Below are 20,941 nucleotides of genomic sequence, written 5' to 3'. Positions count from 1 at the left end.
AGTCGGACACTCCTATGCGTCATGCACTGAAAGCCATGATTTTCGTCGCTTTCACGCTTTTCGGGGCGGGGCCCGGAATGCTGTCGGCAGCGGACCTTCCGGACGTATCAACCCCCAGGGCAGGAGCCGCGACCCTCACCGTTTCCCAGAGCGATCTCCAGGCGTTGCAACTTCGGCTGGACAGCCTCAAACAGCAGATCTCGCTGGTGGATAACTACAGCCAGCTGGAGGCTCCCCAGGACCTGGTCCAGATGTTCATGCTGGATGTCGATCGCCTCTCAACTTCACTGCTTCCCGTGCAGAGTCAACTGCGCTCGCAACTGGGCGTGCTGGGACCTGTCCCGCCCGGATGGCGCCGCAGCCGAGCAGCCCGATATCACCGCGCAAAGGGTCGTGCTCACCGAGCAAAAAAACAAAGTCGACGCCACCCTGAAAACCCTCGCCGCACTGAAAGAGAGCGCCACCGACCTCATCACCCAGATTGCCGGCATCCGCCGTAACCTGCTGGAAAGCGAACTGACCCTGAGCACTCGAAGTATCCTGAACCCCGATTTCTGGTCACCGATCTTGAGCCCCTCAATGGATGATCGACTGCGTTTCAAAACGTTCTTCGATCAGGCGAGAGAGGTCGTCAAGGTGGCCTGGCAACCGGGCCAACGTCTCGACACCAGCGTACTGTTGCTGCTGGCCCTGGTCATCTGGACGCTGGGCCGCCGTGCCGCGGAACGCGGGTTGACCTGGCTTTGCATTCACCGGATGCCAGAAGGACGCCTGCGCCGCAGCTCCCTCGCGCTAGCGTCCGTATTGGCCACGGTGCTGACTGTCGGCCTGTCCCTGCAACTGCTGTTTTATGTCTTCACACGCCAGGCTCCGCTGACGCCGATGCTGGCGACGTTTTCCCAGGAATTCGAAAAAGTCGCCTACACCTGTGTGCTGATCACCGCGTTGAGCCGCGCCCTGTTGTCCACGAAACACCCGTCGTGGCGGCTGCCGGCGATTGCCGATCCGGTGGCGCTGTCACTCGAACCTTATCCGCGGATTCTGGCGGGCGTGCTACTGGTCATGGTGACGACAATCCAGATTACCAACGCAACCGGCATGAGCAGTGGCGTCGTGATCTCCGGTCGAGGGGTCATCGCCTTGGTGGTTTCGTTCATTCTGGTGGATTTATTGTTGCGCACCGGAAAAGCCCGAAGAGTGGTCGTGGCGTCTGGCGAAGCCCCTGAAGCCGGCAGGACGTTCGCGGGCGTGCTTTACACCATCGCCGGTCTGGCGATGGTGATTTGCCTGTTGGCCCTCTTGACCGGTTACGTGTCTCTGGCCAGGTTCATCACGTATGAACTGGTCTGGGGCTTTCTCATCCTGTCCGGTTTCTACCTGCTGATACAGTGTTTCAAGGATGCCTGCGAATACCTGTTTTCAATCAAAAGCCCCAGCGGCAAGGCACTTAAACAGGTGCTCGGCATTGAAGACCGGCGCCTGGAGCAGATTTCGATCGTACTGTCGGGAGTCGGTCGGGCGGGACTCTTGCTGTTGGCGCTGATCACCCTGCTCGTCGGGGGTGTCGGAACGACGCTCGGGCAATTGCTCACCAACGTCTTTACCATTCTCGGCGGCGCCGGGCTGCGCAAACTGAACATCATCCCCGGGCATTTGCTCAATGCCGCCCTGGCATTGCTGATCGGCATCTACCTGATTCGCACGCTGGGCCGCTGGCTGGACAAGGAGCTTCTGCCGAAGACCGAAATGGACCCGGGCATGCGCGCTTCGCTCACCACGCTGTTTGCCAATATCGGCTATGCGTTGGTGATCCTGATGGCGCTGTCATCGTTGGGCGTACAGTGGACCAACCTGGCCTGGATCGTCAGCGCACTGTCGGTGGGGATTGGCTTTGGCTTGCAGGAGATCGTCAAGAATTTCGTCTCCGGCCTGATCCTGCTGACCGAGCGTCCGGTGAAAGTCGGCGACCTGATCAGCATCAGCGGGGTCGAAGGCGACATCCGCCGGATCAACGTGCGGGCCACCGAAATCCAACTCAGTGACCGCTCGATTGTCATCGTGCCCAATTCGCAGCTGATCTCGCAGAACCTGCGCAACGTGACCCTGGGCGGTAGCGCCCAAGGGGTGGCGACACTCGAACTCACCTTCCCTCTGGACATCGACCCCGAACAGGTGAAAGACCTGCTCTACAACACCTACTGCGAGCACGAGACCATTCTCGACAAACCGGCACCGATGGTGCGATTCAGCAAACTGACCCCCGAGGGCATCACCCTGACTGTTACCGGCTACGTCGGCAGCCCGCGAATCGTCGGCGTGACCAAGAGCGACCTGCTGTTTGAAATTCTCAAGCGCCTGGGCGCTGCGGGTATCGAACTGGCAAAGCCGGCACCCGCGGTGTGAATCAGTGCGCGATGCACACTGATTTCAGCTCCGTGTACGCTCGATCACCGCACACCCGAACTCTCCCGACTGATGACAAGACGACCCTGCGGCAAATGCCGCGGGCGCCTCTCACCGTGGCTTGCTCGGCACCGCGCGCCCGGCTGCATTTTTATTCATGGATATTGTCTGAAACCGTAGCTATTCAGTGAATGTTTGCACAGTGGTGCTAAAGTGACAGCACCCGTGTTCGTCTCACCGGATTTACACATTTGAGGGTAGAGACCTGTCACGAGTATGAACAAGCTTGTCGGTGATGCTGAGGCTCTCGAACGAGGGCTGTGTTGACCTGAATCTCGTCATCAGCGAGCGCAAGGGAAAGCAAATGAGGTCTAGATATGCTATTTGAGCCCAACAGTACCCGTTCCGTGCTCCAGCGAAGAAGCAGTACCAGTATTGTCATTCAGGCCGGTCTCGATTGCGTTGCGGTAACCGGTGTTGCGTGGTTTTTGATCAATTATCATATCGGCTTCATCTCGCAAGACTACGTAATAATGCTCCTGTTGCTGCTGGGCGCGTTGGCCGTCGTGTATGACCACTATGCCATTTACCGCAGCAATGTCGGGTTCACCGTCAAAGCCTTCAAGCTTTTGAAAGCATGGACTGCCACGTTTGGTTTTCTCGTTGCCATGGCCTTTCTCACCAAACAAAGCGAACAGTACTCGCGCTTACTGGTTGGGGAGCTGTTTGTTCTTGGCTATTTTGCCCAGTTGTTTTTGCACCTCGCCACACGGGAAATGCAGAAGAAGTTTCTGACCCATCCCACGCAACTGGAAAACTCGCTGATCATTGGCTCCGGCGAGTTGGCCAGCTACCTCCACAAGAAAATCAGTAACAACCCCTGGCTCGGCGAACGCATTGTTGGCTGTGTGTTGATTGGCGCGGACGACGAGTGGGGAAAGGAAAGTCTGGAAGGCTCACCGCGCCTGTCGGTACTGGGCAATATCTCTGATCTTGATGAATTGGTTGTTAAACATGCCATTCGTACCGTCTATTTTGTGACCCCTGTGGGTGGCTCCGAAGTTATCCAGAAGGTTTACTTGAGTCTGTTCGATAAACACGTCCGGGTTAACTGGGTCCCTGATATTTTCGCCTTGAAGTTGATCAACCACAGTGTTCGCGAGATTGCCGGTATTCCGGTGCTGACCCTGTCCGAAACTCCGCTGATGGGGATGCGACTGTTTCTGAAGAATCTTGAAGACAAGGTCGGGGCTTTTCTCATCCTGCTTTTTGCGGCGCCGGTGCTGGCGATTGTCGCCCTTGCGATCAAGATCGATAGCCCCGGCCCCGTGTTCTTCCGTCAGCAACGCATGGGGTGGAGTGGCGAAGTTTTCCGGATCTGGAAGTTCAGAAGCATGGTGGTCCATCAACCGTCGGACGGCACCGTCAAGCAGGCACAAAAGAATGATCCACGCGTGACCAGGGTGGGCGCCTTTATTCGCAAAACCAGCCTGGATGAGCTGCCGCAGTTGTTCAACGTGTTAATGGGCGAAATGTCGCTGGTGGGGCCTCGCCCGCACGCGATTCAACACGACGTACAGTACTCGCCCGATGTCTCGGGCTACTTTGCGCGCCACAACATTAAGCCGGGCATCACCGGCCTGGCTCAAGTACGTGGCCTTCGCGGTGAAACGAAAGATATAGAACAAATGATTCGCCGGGTTGACTCAGACATCGAGTACATCAACAACTGGTCGCTCTGGCTCGACTTCATCATTCTTTTACGAACGGTCTCTGCCTTCTCCGGCAAACAAGCCTATTAGTGCGCGATGAAACGGTAGGAGCGAGCTTGCTCCTACACTTCGCCGTACGATGACGGAAAGAGATCCAGCGTGCGCTCGACTTCATCGGGGTCGATGGTGAAACCGGCGCCCGGTGGTGTACCGACCACAAAACCAAAGTTCTGCCGGTCACGATCGGTCAGGTACTTGAAGAAGCAAACGACGGTGCTCGGGAGGATAAAACAGCGCCTCGGCCCACCCCGTACACGTGCCAGTTGTTCGGGCAAGTAAAAAGCGGGCGGAGCCATCGCTATTTCGCCCGGGGCAATTTCCCAGGTTTTCACAGCCTGGCTCTGCAGGGACTGCGATGGCGTCCGAGTGACGCGCGTGTTGAAAAGGTGTTTATACGCCGCAAAGCTTCATTTCGATTGGTGGCCACTTGTCAATGCATTAAATTGAGACATAGCCACCCCACCCAGACAAGGACAAACAGCAATAAGCGTTCTTGGTTAAAACCGACTGTTTAAACGCAGCAACTTGTTCAGGTGGAGACGACCGTTTCCAGGACAGGGGGTGATTTCAAATGAGCGTAACGGCTGCGCAAGGTGTCGAGAAGCACTTCTCCCGGAACCCTGGAACAATGGATATATATTCTGGAAAGACCACCAAATCCCATTTCGCGATATCGATTGGCAACTTCCTCATCACTCGGCCCATCCGGCAACCCGAGATGAAGTGTCAGGTTTTTCCCCTCCACAGCAAATAGCGGCGCCTCCCAGAGAAACTGCGCTGCGCCTGTCCGGGGTAGTTGAACAAACAAATAGCCGTGGTTACCCAGCGTATCGACGTCGCCGCCGCGTCTTCTTTTCCATTCCAGAAGTCCGTCGTCCGGGCGCGCCAGGCAAGTTCCAATGTCGTAATAGTCAAAACCATTTTCAATCGCCCACTCCAGCGCCATGAAGGTAGTAATGGAGTTAACTTCACGTAACTTCTTTGTGTCCGAAAACACTACATCAGGGTAACCGAAGCGTACGGTACTCCAATAACGCTTACCTGCCCGGGTGACTACACAGCCAAGATGGCAGGCAACAACCTCGTCTTCCAGCAGCACCAGATCGAGTCGCCCGGCAACTTTTGCGACCCGATGAACTTCCTGTGCTTCAATTTGCGAGGCCGCCGAACCATGCCGGGCCGCGGCATAAGGTTGAAGCATTTCCCGATCCGCGATCTCAATCTCGTCATCGTTCAACGCTTGTTTCATGCGGTAACGCAGACGGTTCTTGCGCAGATTTCGGCGCAGCTCGGTGTTGTATCTCGCGGTGATCTCGTCGATTGACCTGCTCAGCGGCACGACAGCACTCAAGTACTGAGGCACATATAAGGCCCCCGGGGTCGGCATTTCACTGACCACCACTGTCCGGTCTGACTTGCCCAGCTTCAACTGACCATCCATCGCTTGAGATTGAACGCCCAGTAAAACCTTCACAAACTCTCGCTGTGTTTTCCTGCCCACATAGAGAATGTCGTAGAGGCTGTCTTCCCGCAGTTTGAACCTGACAATTTCCCAGCGCCAAAAACAGGCTCGCCCGAGAATATCCCGCAGCCAGGCGACCGCTTTCCTTAGCTCAAATCGCATTGAAGGCGTTAATAGGCGACGCATTAATTCTGCTATAGATTCTTTCATTTGGTTATTAGCACAATTCAAGGAAGGACCCTTTGAGTTTCAAATCAATAAACCAAAGACTTGAAATGAAAGCGCGACAACTGAGCACATTGTTCAAACTGGGCGGACATTACAATCTCGATACAATCCGTCATCCACTTTGAGCCTGTCACCTTCCTTCTTGCGAAAAATTCGCAACTCCCTCCCTGGAACTAAAGATTGTCCGACAACATTTTGTTGACGCCAACCTTAATGAAGCACACAACCTCAAGCACACCCGTCAAGTCGAAACTTCAACATGAGTAAAGGTGCAATGCCGAAGCTTTGCAAGATATTTCAGACGCTGTTTTTATGGCGCCGGAAAAGCTTAAGCGCTGTATCAAAATAGCCGCTGTGTCAGGCTTGCCTGAAGATTAAAGTACGTAATAGAAACAGCGGATTACCCATCACATAACGACGGAAGAGTCGCTTTGGCTCAGTGATGAGTCTGAACACCCACTCGCAACCGATACGACGCACCCATTGCGGAGCGCGAGTCACCTTGCCGCCAAGAAAGTCCAGGATCGCCCCGCCGCACACGACAAGACAGGGCACGCCACTGTCGGCCAGCCTGGCAGCAACGGCTTCTTGCTTGGGCATGCCCATCCCCAGCACAACCAGTTGTGGCTGAAACTCCCGAGCAAGATTGATGTAGGTATCCACTGGCGCGAAGCCATGGTGAGCAGAGACAACATTGACCGCAAATTGCGCTTCGCTGTGCCGCACGGCATGGGTTAGAAAAGGTTCTTCAGTCCCCCAGAAAGCCACACGCCGGCCCTTGTACGCGGCCAGCAGTTTGGGGATGAAATCGGTGCCATTCATATTCAGTCCCGGTTCCAGACCGAGGCGACGAAACAGGATGGCCAGGCCGGAGCCATCCCGCAGCAGCACGTCCGCCGAGAGCAGCGCGCTGTGGTAATCGGTATTGGCTGCCACCAGGTTCATGGCATGGGCATTGGCGAATCCGAGCACGGTCGTCGCGTCAGGTCTGGACAACGCCTCAATCAATCGTTGCTCATCATCAACGTCGCTGACCACCCTGAGTTTGCGGGTAATCGTTTGCCAGCGGTGTTGCCAGGACAAAGCGTGCATTAATTATCGTCCCTCTTCGACCGCACCCACTCAACCTGGCGCTTCAGAATAAAGCCAATGTACAGGGGGATTTTTTTCAACGCGTAGAACGGCGCGTACAACAAGGTCGAAAAAGCGATGATCCCGCGACCGAAGCGGCTCCACGCCAGCAGAACAGTCCCTCCCAACAGGGCCATCCCGAGCGAAGCGATCAATGCGGGCGCCAATGCTCCGCCCAGCAAAAACACCAGCCATGACAGGATAAAGGCTGCGACCAGAACCAACGTCAGCAAGGCCAGCGGAGGCACCAGCAAATCCAGCGTCATCGCCAACAGGCCTCCGTTACGCCGGGTGATCGCTTCTACCATCAACTTTGGCGCATCACCCAGGATGACCCCCAGATGACCGTGCTCCCAACGCTTACGCTGGATACTCAAGCCTTCGTCACTGCGTGGAAAATAACTGGTGACCAGCGCATCGGGGCAAAACAACGGCGGCTTGCCGCTTCGGCAGAAATCCAGGCCCATCTTCAGGTCTTCAACGATATGGCCGCTGGCGAGATCGATCAAAGCCAGATCCTTCCAGACGAACGCCATTCCCGAGCCCATTAATGAACAAGGCAAACCAAGCCGTGCCCAGCCTTGCGGCCGCACCCGGTTTTTCACACACCAGGCGAACTCGGCAAGCTGCACTTTCAAACCGGAACCCGCTGGAGCATGCATCAGATACAGTGCCTGCGCTGGCCGCCCCGAGTTGATGCAACACAGGGCGAGACGCTCGATCGAGCCTGCACTGGCCAGGGAGTCGGCATCGACAATGATCATGACGTCCGGCGCATCGCTGGCCAGATGACGCACCCCAAAGTCCAGCGCATACCCCTTGCCACGCTGCTGTTCATTGCGACGCTCCACCACCTCGGCACCCGCTGCGCGGGCCAGCACTGCGGTGTCGTCAGAACAGTTGTCCGCCACCACCAACAGGCGATCGCCTTCTACCAACTGCGGCCGAATGCTGTTGAGCGTCGCAACGATGAGCGAGGATTCGTTGTGCGCCGGCACCAGCACCGCCACCCGCGGCCGCGGTCCCGGTGTCGACGATCGAGACCGCGCAGGCAGACAGGCCAGCAGCACCTGGGCAGACAACACCCACACCGGCAGGACGATGAGCACCAGCAGTGCGCTGAACAACCAACCCAGTAACGTGATCATGCTTGCGCCTTGAATAAATCAGCCAGCCTGGCTGCTTCGGTATCGATATCGTGGCGTTCCACTACCCGCTGCCAAGCCGCTTCGCCCATCAACTGCAACACCTCGACAGGTTGCGCGAGGCAGTCGGCCATCGCTGCAGCCAGCGCCTCCACTTCGCCGGCGGGAAACAGCCAGCCGTTCTCGCCCTGGCGCACGAGCTCGGGAATGCCCGCCACATAGGTCGTCAATACTGGTCGGCGCAGCGCCATGGCTTCCATGATGACCACCGGCAGACCCTCGGCAAAGCTGGGCAGTACCAGCGCGCGCGCGGCAAGAATTTCCGTGCGCACCTGGTCGCTGCTGATCCAGCCGGTAATTCGCACCTTCGACTGCAAGCCATGCCGTGCAATCAGGGCTTCGATTTGCCCACGCATTTCCCCATCGCCAGCCAGTACGATCTCGAACGCCACGGCTTGCGCGGCCAACAGACGCGCGGCCTCCAGCAACAGCAGCTGACCCTTTTGCTCACACAAGCGACCGACGCAGACCAGGCGCGGCACGGAAGGCACGGCCACGGGTGTCACATCGTGAAAGGTCCGCTCCAGGCCGCAATGCACCACTTTTACTTTTGCCCAGTGCGAATGATCCACCCAGCGAAACAACTGGCTGCGGCCATAAGAACTGATGGCCGCGACAAACGCCGCGCGCCGTACTTTCTCGCCCAGATGAATGAACTGCGGTTTGTCGAACTCTTCCGGGCCGTGCACGGTAAAACTGTACGTTGGCCCGCCGAGTGCGTTGGCCAGCATCACCACCTCGGTGGAGTTAGTGCCGAAATGCGCATGCACATGCCTGGCGCCGAACGCCTGCAACCAGGTCAGCAGGCGACAGGCTTCGAGCAGATAGACCACGTGATACGGCCAGGCGCGATCAGCACGCCGGCCCATGCGTAACGCCAGCCACAGTGCCGAAAAGAAGCGTCGTGGCTGGGCGCGCAGTACCTGCAGCGCGGGGCTCAACAGCCCCTTTATTCCATCCTGCAAGACATACCGGGTTTTATCGCGTTCAGACACGTCCTCGGCATCCACCAACTCGGCATCCCAGCCACGCAGCGCAATACGCTGCACCTCAAAACCCTGACGTTCCACCGCCAGGATCTCGCGACGAATGAAGCTATGGCTGACCTTGGGGTACTGATTGATGAAATAAGCAATGCGCATAGGAACCCAGGCTTAGTGGTCGTTGCGGAGGGTTATTGCTGCAGGTGACTCCACCGTCGTGCGGCGATCAGGAACGTCACTCCGCTTGCTGTAACTGGCGGACAACACGCTGTCTATCCTTCTGAACGTGTCATCCAGAAGCTCATAGCGTCGGCGGTACATCGCACGTTTTTTTGCAACAATACTGTCGAGCGGCTTTCTGGACGGTTCCATGGGAATCTCGAAAAAGTCCTCGCGCTGCGAAGGTGTCGCGCCGTGCTCCAACCAGATCACGTCGTAATTTGCCGCCAGATCCTGAGCCTTTTCAGTACCGAAATACGGGTGACGATGGTGGCGATACCCGTCCCCTACCGCATAGATTTTTTCGACACCCAGGTTGAGAGCAAGGTATTTGATGACTTCGATCAGAAAGCTTCTTGGCCGCAGACCTTCAAAATCTTTTGTCAGGTCCCTGTAGATGCTCAACGACAGATCACTCTCCACGCCTTTGTGTATCCCTTGAACGGCGCCGATGAAAATACATAACTCAGTGTCCGTGCGGCACAAGGTGAACGCGATGGAGGCGATGCGCAGATCACCCTGGAACAAATTCAGTACCAGTTCCCCTTCCCGCATGAACCACGTCGGACGATCCAGCACCAGGGAACAACCTGCGGAGTATTCCGACAAGTCACTCAACACCAGACTTTCGTTTCGCCCGAACAGCAATAATTGCGGGCAGCTTTTGGTGATCACTTCGTAATGCGAAGCCAGCACACCCAATCTGTCCTGAGCGCTCCAGTTTTTACTGATGTAGGGCCAATGAACCACACCGATACAATCGCCCCCCAATTTCTCGATACCGGATTTGCCCAGGGCGTTCGACATGCGCGCCAAAAACACATTGAGTCCCGACCAGTTCTGTCCAATCAAAACCAATAATTTAAGCTTGTTTTTCAAGGCTCTTAACGAATAGCCCGCGTGCAAGGTAAACACGCTTTTCAATAGCAGCCAATTATTCATGGACGTCTCACTTGTATTCGATCAACGCGGTTTTGCCGGTGCCGAATCTGTTCAGAAGAAACTTGGCTTGTCCGAGCATTTCGGGAAATTTTCCCAGCACGAGGAATAAAGCCAGCAGCCAGTTTTCGCGCGTTGATCTACCGCCCCGGCGAGCCAGGCGCACGATTTGCAACGGGTAGACCAGCAGCAGAAGCAGCCCTGACCAGCCCAGCATCAACATCGCGATCACCGTCGCCAGCGGCACGCCCAAGCCCCAGAACCAGGCACGACGCGATTCCCGTAGCCAATGTTTCTCCGGTGCAGCCCCATGTAAAAAAGCACCTTCGGCAAAGGCATGGCCACCGCGCAATGTACGCCGCCACCACTGGCCGAAGCGGGTCATGGCCGCATCGTGCAAGGTCATTTCCTCAGCCAGACGCCAGACCTTCCATCCATTCGCCCGCAGGCGCACACACAATTCGGGTTCTTCCCCGGCGATCAGGTCCGCTCGAAACCCCGACGCTGCAGCGAAGGCATCCGCCCGCATCAACGCATCGCCACCACAGGCCTTGGCCTCGCCTATCGGCGTGTCCCATTCGAGGTCGCACAACAAGTTGTAAATCGAGCGCTGCGGAAATCGTTCGCGGCGCCGTCCACAGACCACCGCCACGTCAGGCCGGGTATCGAGAAAGTCCTGTGCCCGGGACAACCAGCCGTCGACAACCTCGCAATCACCGTCGACAAATTGTACGTAACGCATCGCCGGCAGCAGACGTTGCAGACGGGAAAAGCCTTCATTGCGCGCGCGGGCCGCCGTAAACGGGATCGACATATCCAGCTCGACCACCTCGACCCCGCGCGTCGTTGCCATCTGCACCGAATCGTCCGTTGATCCAGAATCGACATAGACCACCTGCTCTGCCGCACCCGCCAGCGAAGCCAGGCAACGCTCAAGCCGCAAGCCCTCGTTGCGACCGATAACAACGACTCCCATGCCGATCGCCATGGGATTCACTTGGCGTCGCCGTCGGAAGTGTCCAGGGAGGATGCTGTTGCTTCTGCCGACCGCCTGCTCTTGATAATGGCGGGCACGCCCACTGCCACCGAATCATCCGGTACATCGGTCAGCACCACGGCGTTGGCACCAATCACGACATTGTTACCAATGCGGATATTGCCCAGTACCTTGGCCCCGGTGCCGATATCAACGTTGTTGCCGATCACCGGGGCGATCGGCTCTTTCACATTTTTCAGGCCCACGACCACGCCGTTGCGGATCCGGCAATCATCGCCGAACTGCGCGTAGCCACTGATAATGATGCCGCCGAAATGATCGATGACAAAGTTGCGTCCGACCACGACTTCACAGGGCAGCTCAATGCCTGTGAGGATCTGCACCAGTTTGTAGAGCACCTTGTAGATAAAGGAGAGCAATTTACGCAGCAGTGCCGGGCGCACACCGTAGCGCCAGCGCCCAAAGCGATAAACCAGCATGACCCAGAATCCCTGAGCGCCCCAATCACCGCCATAAGCACGCAAGTCCGCACGTACATTCTCGAACATTGATTGACCTACCGTGTGGGTTGGGTTGCGAATTGGGTCTCGCGCAGCAGCACCCAGGTGGCACGCGTATGCTGCCAGCACGCGTTGATGGCGGCTCGGCCACGACCTTTCAACAACGCCTTGAGCGCCAGAATCAGATCACCCAGGCACACCAGAAACATATGCAAGGCCAGACCGGGCAGACCGTGGTGCTTGCGGAAATACAACAGCTCGCTTTCGATCTGCATCTTGGGTATCTGTCGACTGACCGCATTGAGCTCGACAACTGTCTTGGCACTCTCACCGCCGATATGCACCACCGTGGTGTCGGGGTAATACACCACTTTCCAGCCGGCCTGCTTGACGCGCTTGCAGTGATCGACCTCTTCGTAATAGAGGAAGTAACGCGGATCGAACAAGCCTATCTGGTCGATGACTTCACGGCGGATCAGGTAATAGCAACCAGGTACCCAGTCGCACTCGCGAACCGAGGCGTGATCCCAGTCCATGTCATCCACCCTCTTCACCACGGGAAAAAACCGTTCAAGCCCGGTGCGTGAGAGGAAGACATTCAGCGGCGTCGGAAAGTAGCGACACGAGGGTTGCAGATCGCCTTCCCGGCCAACCAGCCGAACGCCGAGGACACCGCAATCCGGATGAGCCTCCATGTAGTCGAGTGTTTTTTTCAGGGTGTCGGCGGCAACGAAGGCATCGGTATTGATGAGCAACGCGTACTTGCCCTGCAGGTGCTCAACCAACTGATTGTTGGCACGGCCAAAGCCCACGTTGTTTTCATTGACCAGCAACAATGCCTCAGGACAGACGCTTTCCAGGCGCTCCAGGGAGTTATCGGCAGAGGCATTGTCCACGACCAGATAGCGCGTCAGATCCGCACTGTTTGACTGGCGCAATGCATCAAACATGGGCTGCAACAGCTTCGCGGTGTTGTAGTTGACGACCAGTACATCAAGGGGAGCACGGGTCATTTTGGTGACTCGCCAAAAAAGTACTGCACTCGCCTTTCCATAAGCTCCGACTCCAGATGGGGATCATAGCTACCGGTGCGTTCTCTGATCAGGTCCATCCACGGATAGTCGTTGCAACGCGACTCGAATTTTTTCATCAGGTCTTCAACGGTACAAAAAACTCTCGCTGGATTGCCCCCGACCACGACACCCGGCGGGACGTCTTTCCTGACAACAGCACCTGCAGCGACAATTGAACCCGGACCTATGGTCACGCACGGCATGATGATCGCACCGTGCCCGACAAAACAGTTGTCACGAATGTCGACGGGGCCGACAGAATCAAGTTTTACGTTGTAGAGAGTGGAGAAGAAAACCGCTCCATCGTGACAGAACAGCGTGCAATCCGATAAAGCGATATTGTTGCCGAGGCGCACCAGCGAAGGGTCAGCAATATTGCACCCGACATTGATCCACACATTGCTGCCGACGGAATGCAGCGATCCCCAGCGCGCCAGATATCGAGCCCACTCGAACCCGTCAGGATTACAAAACCGTTTAAAGATCCAGCGTCCCCGCCCCGTTTTGTTGACGTAATAACTTACAGCACGCCTTGCCAGCCCTATCATCCTGTCAGCCTCACAAATCCTGCGATTTTCATCCGTGCCAGAGCCAGATACACCCCGGTTTTTTTGATTGTAGTATCAGGAATACTTGTCCGCCGGGCCCGCTTGATGATTAAGGTGATCTGCCAGCCTCAGGGCAAGCTGCAAAAGTGGCATGGTCGGATTACACGCACCGGCTGTAGCAAAAACACTGCTGCCCGCTATGTAAAGATTGTCGACGCCAAACACTTTGCAGTTCTCGTCGACCACGCCGGACTCAGGCGCCGAGGCCATCCGCGTAGTCCCCATATGATGAGCATGGGGCGCCACTTTCAGTGGCACGGAGACGTCATACACGCACTCTTCCAGCTTGACGAAGCCCAGCCCCGTCTCGGCAAAACACTTCGCCACCTCCATCCCAATGCACTTGATGGTACGTCTGTCTTCGGGTACCACTTCCCAATTGATGCTGACCTTGCGCATCCCCAATGCATCCCGTTCATTGAGCAACGTGAGGCGACTATTTCGATTGGGAAATTGTTCGATAAGGGTGGTGATCACCCCATCCCCGGGGCAATTGAAGTGGGAAATGAAATCGAACTTGTGCGCAAACCCTGCATCGCAGGCGAGGGTCTCCAAAAAGTCCTTGATGGCTGCCGTTCGTCCGTAAGCTTTCACTTCCGCCAGCAGCGCAGCAGAGACATTCCCTTTACCTGACTGAAACTGCGCGACAAACGCATCGGTGGTGAAGTACTGCCGAGGCTCGGTACTTTGCCCTTCCCCCAGAATGAATGTACCCAGGTCGAGGTTCAGGTGTTCCATGAAACATCTGCCGGTGAAACCGTCCTTGCTGACAATGCCGGCGGATGCCAGGGACTCACTGTTCATCAGTTGCCGGGCATTCTCAATAGCGCCCGTCGCCAGAATAAATTGCTTTGCCTTCACTCGCTCCCGGTGCTTCTCGTAATCGGAAACAACGATGCAAGCTATCCGACCGGTCTTGTCATCGAACTCCAGATCGACACAGTTGCAATTGATGAAGACATCAAGCCCTTCGGTCTCTTGAAGATCCTTGGCGTACTTTTGTGCAAATCTCGTCGGTGGGCTCAGCAGGAAACGATCCGCGTCAAAGTCGTCGCCTTCCATGGACGCATTGATGGCCTTGAACCCCGAGTCCGCCGGAAGATCCACAATGGCCATGGCCGCTGGCAGATAACGCTCCATCTCGGAAAACGCTATGGGCCAACCGGGCAGATTGATGGGAGGGGGCACGTCAAAGTCTGACTTCTCGAAGGGTCGGCAACGCCCCGCCCAATGGTTGGATGTGCCGCCAAGAAAGCGCAGGCGGGTTTCTTCGGCGTAGACATTCATGCCTGTCGAAGTGCAGCTGTAGAGGGTTTGCGAGGGCTGCGAATACTCGCGCCCCCCACCCTCCAGAAGCAGCACGCGCCGACCATTCCCGGCCAGACGCAACGCCAGCGTGATGCCCGCCGGCCCGGCGCCGATGATGCAGAAGTCGTAGCCGTCACGCAGTTCTTTCTGCGATTGGTAATCTTTGATCATGTTCGCGTTTGCCGAAAATACTGGGCAGGCAACACCCAGCCGTTGATTACGACAAACCCGTTTTTCTCAGAGGAAGGCGGAGCAAGGAGCGAGGACAATCCAAATGTCACCCCCCCAAGACTCAATACCGCAAACGCCTGGAGGAATTCTCTGCGCCCCATCACAGAGGTATTCAAATCAAGTTCACTCACGATTCAAAGCCCCACGACATTAAGATTGCGTTTGTATTCTCAGCTACACATCAAACCCCATCACTCCCCCGAAGAGTGACGTCGCGCCAAGGCGTTGAACGCAACAAGTGACCACGTTCAAATCAAAACCATTCGGCAATGCCCAGCACCAACTCCCCGCACAACACCCCGACCAGCAACATTGGCAGCACAACAAGCTCACGCTTGAGATCGAACAGCCCCACACGACAGTTCACATAAACAATTAGCACAAGTGTAGGAAACGTATGCAGCGCGACCCCCCAAATTGCATATTTCACTCCGCCAATAGCCAACAGCACAGGCAGCAACACCCATAACGAGACGGCGCGGATGATGTTATCCATGGCCTGGTACTTCGTGAGCCCCAAGGCCAGCCAGGCTTGATGCGCCACGCCGTAGCGCAAGGTGAAGAAAGACAGTGAAAGCACGGCCATCATGCTGCCGGCCTCGGCATAACGCTCGTCGTATAGCCAGTGGATGATCAGTGGGCTGATGGTCCACAACAGTCCGGTGATAAACAGCAAGGCGATGTCGACAATCAGTCTGAAGCGGTCATACAAAGCGCGGAGCCGCACGGTGTCATTGCTTCTTGCCGCTTCGCCGAAGGCTGGCAACGCCACGGCGCCAACCAGCCTCTGCACACCGAGCGTAATCGCCCCCAGAATCAGCACGGCAATGGAGTAGACACCCAGTTCGGCGGCCGACATGCTGCCGCCGAACCAGATCCGATCGCCATTCATGGCCAGAACGCCCACTGCCGAAGACAGCAATATCCATCGGCCGAAGACGACCAGCTCCTGGAGCGCACTACGATCCCACAGCAGACGGTTAGGCGGGCCCGGAAACCAGAAATGCCCCAGAAGCAGGCTGACCAGAGCGGAGACCAGGCCCGCCCCTACCAGCGACCAGATAGACCGGGTGAAGTAACCGATCACCAGCATCACCAGCAGGCCGGCAATCTGGGACGCAAACTCGGCGAGCACGACTTTCTTTTGCTGGAATGAGCGAACGGCCACGTCGACTTTTGTCGACTGAAAACCGTAGATGATCGCGGACAAACCGGTAATGGCCAACACCAGCGGCAACTCGGGTGCACCATAGGTGGATTCGGGCGACCACAGTTGGATGGCCTGCGCAAACCAGGCGAAGCCTGCGATCAGAAGTGTCGTGGCAAACAGGATAAAACCGCGCACGATCTGCACGGTCCACACGGTGTTGAGAAATACCGGGTCGTCACCCCGCGGGCTCTGGATGATGTTTTGGCGCAAGCCTACATCGGAAAGCAAATGGATGATCACCGAAACGGTGGTGGCGATGATCATGATGCCGAACATCTCCGGCATCAGCAGGCGAGCCATGATCAGGTTGCCACCCAGGCGCATGGCCTGAGACGTGACAAGTGCCCCGAGATTCCAGGCTCCGGCGAATATCGCTCGCTTGCGCAGGCTCAACGATGGCGATATATCAACTGAAGGCATAACATCAATCCCGGACGCTGTTGCACGAACGTTACTATAGCCGCAATCAGGCAATCCACTATGCTTCGCTCACCAATCAATAAGTGCATTCATTCATGCCTGAGCACATACGCGCGCTAATCGTCATTCTGGTCCTCGCCGGCACCGTTTTTACCCTTGCCCGTCGACCCGCAAAGGACCTGATTCCGTACAACGACTTCACACGGCGCCGCAATCTGTGGTTCGTTTTGACCCTGCTGGTTTTTTTCGCGCACAGTTTCTGGGTGTATGCCGCCGTTGCCGCTGTGGTGCTGACGATCGCACGAAAACGCGAGCGCAATCCCGTGGCGCTGTTCTTCATGCTGCTGTTTCTCGCCCCGCCGGCGTCGGCGCAGATTCCCGGCATGGGCGTCATCAACTATTTCTTTGATCTCAACCATATCCGGCTGCTGTCCCTGTGCGTCTTGCTTCCCGCGTTCTTCGCGCTGCGCAGGCGAGCAGACACGTTGCCTTTCGGACGCACCTGGCCTGACAAACTGCTGGCCGGCGGCCTGGTACTGACGAGCCTGCTGTTGCTGCGCGAAACCACGCCCACCGACACGTTGCGCCAAACGGCCTACATGTTCATCGAAGTTTTCCTGCCCTACTACGTTGCCAGCCGGGCCCTGAAAGACCTCAGCGACTTCAAGGACGCCCTGTTGGCCTTCGTCCTCGCCGCCATGGTGCTGTCCATTATCGGGCTCTTCGAATTTGCCCGCAGCTGGCTGCTCTACAGCGCGCTGACGGACGCCCTGGGCATGCAATGGGAAATGTCCGGCTACTTGAGCCGTGGTGGTTCATTGCGCGCCAGCGCCACCACTGGCCAGGCCATTGCGCTGGGGTTTGTCATCAGCGTAGCCCTCGGCCTCTACCTGTTTTTGCAAGAAGGCGTGCGCAGCAAATTTCAGCGCCGGCTTGGCGCTCTCCTGCTGGCTGGCGGACTGTTCGCGCCGCTGTCGCGCGGCCCCTGGATCGGCGCCGTCGTGATGATCACAGCGTTCATCGCCACGGGTCGCGGCGCTGCCAAAAAATTGATGTTGCTGGCGCTCGCCGCTGTACTCGCTCTTCCGTTGCTGGCCATCGTGCCGGGCGGGCAAAAAATCCTCGACCTGCTACCGTTCATCGGCACCCTCGAAGTAGAGAACATCACGTACCGGCAACGTTTGTTCGATAACGCAATGATCGTTATTCAGCGCAATCCCTTGTTTGGCGCTTTCGATTTCCGCAACACCCCGGAAATGCAATCCATGATTCAGGGCCAGGGCATCATCGATATCGTGAACACCTACATCAACGTGGCGCTGCAGGTCGGGTTGGTCGGGCTGACGCTGTTCGTGGCTTTTTTTGTCACTGTTCTGCTGGGTATCCGCAAGGCGATGCGTTCGTTCCCAGATAAGGATGATGAAAGGCGCCGGCTCGGACGCGCGCTCCTGGCGACACTGGCCGGGATCATGGTGACCATTGTGACGGTCAGCAGTATCACGTTCATCCCCATTGTGTATTGGTCGGTGGCCGGGCTGGGTGTTGCCTATGTCCAGATGGCTCGCAAGCTCAAACACACGTCGACCGCAGTCACTGCGAGTGCCCACCTCCAACTCCGGTAATGCCAATGACCACTTCATTTCGCCGCACTCCGATGCTGGTTCTGGCGCTCCTGTGCGTTGCCATTTGGCCGTTCAGGACCTGGGCCTCGGAGTGGGTCGCCAGCGTCGATGAACTCAGCGGTCTGCCAGTGCTGACGCGCGGCGGCAGCCCTGTCGCGGCCTCAAAATTCACCTTCTGGGGGAGTAATTGGGACTGGACGTCTTTCGGCACCCGGTTCAAGGTCGACGGCCCCTACAAATACACCCTGGAAGGCCAGAACAAGGACCTGGACTTCGACCTGGCGACGCAGATCCAGAAAGAAAACGAGCAGACGCTGACCTGGGACTTTGACCTGGAAGCACACAGCGTGAAGTCGGGCGTGATGGGTGGGGGTATCGTCTTCAATTTCGACCCGGCCCTTTTCGCCGGTGAAATGGGCAAGCCGGATTTGCTGCCCGGCAACCGCGGCTGGTCGTGGGGCAATGCACAAGGTCGACGCATCGAGATGCGTTTCGAGCCGGCACTGGCAAGTGTTTACTTTGAACCCGGCAATCCATCCGAGGTGCGTGCATTCTTCTACAAAAACACGATCAAGCCCGGCCGCCAACACGTCAAAGCTACCCTGAGCATTTCTGGCGTCGTCGTTCTCGGCCCTACCACGACAGAGCGTTTTGGCCTGGCTGACCCGAAGACCTGGCCAGATGACAAGGTCGACATCAAAACCTCTCCCGTCGATCTGTCCTTCCTCAACGCGGATGAAAAACCTGCGGGCAAACGCGGCTTCGTCAAAGCGTCCGGCGAACAACTGCTGTTCGCGGACAACACTCCGGCGCGTTTCTGGGGCACCAACATCACCTCCTATGCGCTGTTTCGCACCTCTGACGAAGGGATAAAGCAGCAAGCCAAACGCCTGTCGGCACTGGGTTTCAACCTCGTGCGACTGCACCACCATGACTCGCCCTGGGTCAGCCCCAATATCTTTGGTGACCGCGACCTCACGCACGACACTCAGCAACTCAGCGCAGAATCGCTGAAAAAAATCGACTGGTGGATCAAGTGCCTGAAGGATGAAGGCATTTATGTCTGGCTCGACATGCACGTCGAGCGAGCCCTTATGGCCAGGGACAACATTTTCGGCTTCGATGAGCTGCCAAAAGACCAGCAGAACAACGCCAGCCTCAAGGGCTTCGCGTACGTAAACATCACCATTCAGCAGGCAATGAAACGCTTCGCCGAAGCCTACGTGACCCATGTAAATCCCTTTACCGGCCTAGCCTATAAAGATGATCCGGCAATCGCCGCCGTGCTGATCACCAACGAAAATGACGTCACCCAACACTTCGGTAACGCCCTGTTGCGAGACAAGGGAGTCCCCAGGCACTGGGAGCTCTACAAGCGTCGGGCCGATGCCTTTGCCAGCCAGCACAATCTCTCGGCAGGGCTCACCTGGCGTTCGTGGGAGCACGGCCCCGCCAAGCTGTTCCTTAACGACCTGGAACAGAGTTTCAACGTAGAGATGATTCAGCATCTGCGCGAATCAGGCGTGAAGGTGCCCATTGTCACCACCAGCAGTTGGGGAGGCGATGGCCTGAGTTCCTTGCCGGCCCTGACTGCGGGCGACGTCATCGACGTTCACAGCTATGGCGGCGCGGGCCAACTGGAGAAAAACCCGCTCACCAGTGCCGGCATTGTCGACTGGATCGCCGCCGGCCAAGTGACAGGCAAACCCCTGACCGTCACCGAGTGGAACAGCGAACCGTTCCCGACACCCGACCGCCACTCGTTGCCCCTCTATGTCGCCGGCACCGCCAGCCACCAGGGCTGGGACGCGCTGATGCAATATGCCTACAGCCAGCAGCCGCTCGACGGTGGCTGGGTAACGGCTGACAACTGGCACGCCTATAACGATCCCGCCATGCTGGCCACCCTGCCCGCCGCCGCCCTGCTCTATCGTCGCGCCGACGTCAGCGAAGCCAACACGACGTACGTCTTTGCGCCGACGCCCGACACCCTGTTCAACAAGCCCGTCTCACCGGCCAACTCGGTTCTGCTGCGTACCGCCATGGAGAAAGGCAAGCTGCAAATCGCCATGCCAAAAACGCCGGAACTGCCCTGGTTGCAACCGGGCGTTATCCCGAGCAATGCGCAGGTGTTTCATGACCCTGACCAGTCGTTGCTGGACGCCAATGCCAGCGAGTCCACGACCGACACGGGTGAACTCAAGCGCAACTGGAAACAAGGCATCTACACCATTAATACGCCGCGCACCCAGGCCATTACGGGCTGGATCGGTGGCGAGTCGATCAGCCTCGGCAACATCAAGGTCCAAGTGAAGACCGCCAATGCCAGCGTGGTGGTGCAAAGCCTGGACGCCGCGCCTGTCGGTCGATCGCAGAATCTGCTGATTTCTCTGGGCACTCGCGCTATCCCCAAAGACGATGACAAAACACCTTTTTATGTCGAGCCGCTTGAAGGCACGCTCAGCATTCAGGGACCGCCAGGCCTGACGCTGTACACACAAGGCACGTCGGCACAAATGAAGAAGTTGCCCGCGACTTACCTTGATGGGCGCTACACGATCACGTTCGACGGCGTGCAGGCTTTCAATTGGTTGTTTTTGAAAAAAAGCGCGGCGCACTGACGGTACAAT

The 20,941-nt window shown here is 57.1% G+C and carries 15 protein-coding genes and 1 pseudogene; 4 read left to right on the top strand and 12 right to left on the bottom strand.

Translation table 11 applies throughout. From position 1 onward, the window contains the following. Positions 1 to 14: 14 nt before the first annotated feature. Both Q7W83_RS09885 and Q7W83_RS09880 read left to right on the top strand, forming a co-directional pair. Positions 15 to 2,403 (top strand): annotated as a pseudogene (locus Q7W83_RS09885) (DUF3772 domain-containing protein). A gap of 377 nt (positions 2,404 to 2,780) precedes the next feature. Next, positions 2,781 to 4,205 (top strand): undecaprenyl-phosphate glucose phosphotransferase, encoded by a 1,425-nt coding sequence (locus Q7W83_RS09880; RefSeq protein WP_150632041.1) that lies wholly within the window; start codon positions 2,781 to 2,783, stop codon positions 4,203 to 4,205. 32 nt (positions 4,206 to 4,237) lie between these two features. Here Q7W83_RS09880 and Q7W83_RS09875 read toward each other — a convergent pair whose 3' ends face one another. From Q7W83_RS09875 to Q7W83_RS09820, 12 genes are all read right to left on the bottom strand, one after another. After that, positions 4,238 to 4,507 (bottom strand): hypothetical protein, encoded by a 270-nt coding sequence (locus tag Q7W83_RS09875; protein WP_473657709.1) that lies wholly within the window; start codon positions 4,505 to 4,507, stop codon positions 4,238 to 4,240. Between the two features lie 197 nt (positions 4,508 to 4,704). After that, positions 4,705 to 5,847, bottom strand: a complete 1,143-nt coding sequence (locus tag Q7W83_RS09870; RefSeq protein ID WP_191635027.1) for a hypothetical protein — start codon at positions 5,845 to 5,847, stop codon at positions 4,705 to 4,707. A 375-nt stretch (positions 5,848 to 6,222) separates the two neighbouring features. Then, on the bottom strand, positions 6,223 to 6,957 hold the full coding sequence (locus tag Q7W83_RS09865; RefSeq protein ID WP_150632040.1) for a WecB/TagA/CpsF family glycosyltransferase: 735 nt from the start codon (positions 6,955 to 6,957) through the stop codon (positions 6,223 to 6,225). After that, positions 6,957 to 8,144, bottom strand: a complete 1,188-nt coding sequence (locus Q7W83_RS09860) for a glycosyltransferase family 2 protein (protein ID WP_473655937.1) — start codon at positions 8,142 to 8,144, stop codon at positions 6,957 to 6,959. The genes Q7W83_RS09865 and Q7W83_RS09860 overlap by 1 nt, the downstream gene beginning before the upstream one ends. Next, positions 8,141 to 9,343, bottom strand: a complete 1,203-nt coding sequence (locus Q7W83_RS09855) for a glycosyltransferase family 4 protein (RefSeq protein WP_473655936.1) — start codon at positions 9,341 to 9,343, stop codon at positions 8,141 to 8,143. The genes Q7W83_RS09860 and Q7W83_RS09855 overlap by 4 nt, the downstream gene beginning before the upstream one ends. A 12-nt stretch (positions 9,344 to 9,355) precedes the next feature. Next, positions 9,356 to 10,345, bottom strand: coding sequence for a DUF535 family protein (locus Q7W83_RS09850; RefSeq protein ID WP_150638565.1), 990 nt, complete (start codon positions 10,343 to 10,345; stop codon positions 9,356 to 9,358). 7 nt (positions 10,346 to 10,352) lie between these two features. After that, a complete protein-coding gene (locus tag Q7W83_RS09845; RefSeq protein ID WP_473655935.1) occupies positions 10,353 to 11,330 on the bottom strand; it encodes a glycosyltransferase family 2 protein in 978 nt (325 codons plus the stop codon). Positions 11,331 to 11,335: 5 nt separating this feature from the next. Next, positions 11,336 to 11,887 carry a serine O-acetyltransferase gene (locus tag Q7W83_RS09840; RefSeq protein ID WP_473655934.1) on the bottom strand — a complete coding sequence of 184 codons (552 nt, stop codon included), beginning with the start codon at positions 11,885 to 11,887 and terminating at the stop codon, positions 11,336 to 11,338. Between the two features lie 8 nt (positions 11,888 to 11,895). Continuing rightward, the gene (locus tag Q7W83_RS09835) at positions 11,896 to 12,852 is read right to left on the bottom strand and encodes a glycosyltransferase family 2 protein (protein ID WP_473655933.1); all 957 of its coding nucleotides are present in this window, start codon (positions 12,850 to 12,852) and stop codon (positions 11,896 to 11,898) included. After that, entirely contained in the window at positions 12,849 to 13,460 is a 612-nt protein-coding gene (locus tag Q7W83_RS09830) for an acyltransferase (RefSeq protein ID WP_150632033.1), read from the bottom strand. Before Q7W83_RS09830 ends, Q7W83_RS09835 begins: the two co-directional genes overlap by 4 nt. 75 nt (positions 13,461 to 13,535) lie before the next feature. Next, entirely contained in the window at positions 13,536 to 14,999 is a 1,464-nt protein-coding gene (locus Q7W83_RS09825) for an FAD-dependent oxidoreductase (RefSeq protein WP_150653141.1), read from the bottom strand. Between the two features lie 313 nt (positions 15,000 to 15,312). Continuing rightward, positions 15,313 to 16,689: an oligosaccharide flippase family protein gene (locus Q7W83_RS09820; protein WP_150632030.1), complete on the bottom strand. Its 1,377-nt coding sequence runs from the start codon at positions 16,687 to 16,689 to the stop codon at positions 15,313 to 15,315. A 95-nt stretch (positions 16,690 to 16,784) separates the two neighbouring features. On the opposite strand from Q7W83_RS09820, the gene Q7W83_RS09815 reads away from it, so the two are divergent. Both Q7W83_RS09815 and Q7W83_RS09810 read left to right on the top strand, forming a co-directional pair. Continuing rightward, positions 16,785 to 18,311 (top strand): O-antigen ligase family protein, encoded by a 1,527-nt coding sequence (locus Q7W83_RS09815; RefSeq protein WP_150632029.1) that lies wholly within the window; start codon positions 16,785 to 16,787, stop codon positions 18,309 to 18,311. 5 nt (positions 18,312 to 18,316) lie between these two features. After that, complete coding sequence (locus Q7W83_RS09810; protein WP_473655932.1) at positions 18,317 to 20,932, top strand: glycoside hydrolase 5 family protein; 2,616 nt, start codon at positions 18,317 to 18,319, stop codon at positions 20,930 to 20,932. Positions 20,933 to 20,941: the final 9 nt, after the last annotated feature.

Source organism: Pseudomonas sp. 300 (assembly GCF_055803035.1).
The sequence above is the reverse complement of the archived record's forward strand: the minus strand, read 5'-3'. Positions and strand labels throughout refer to the sequence as shown.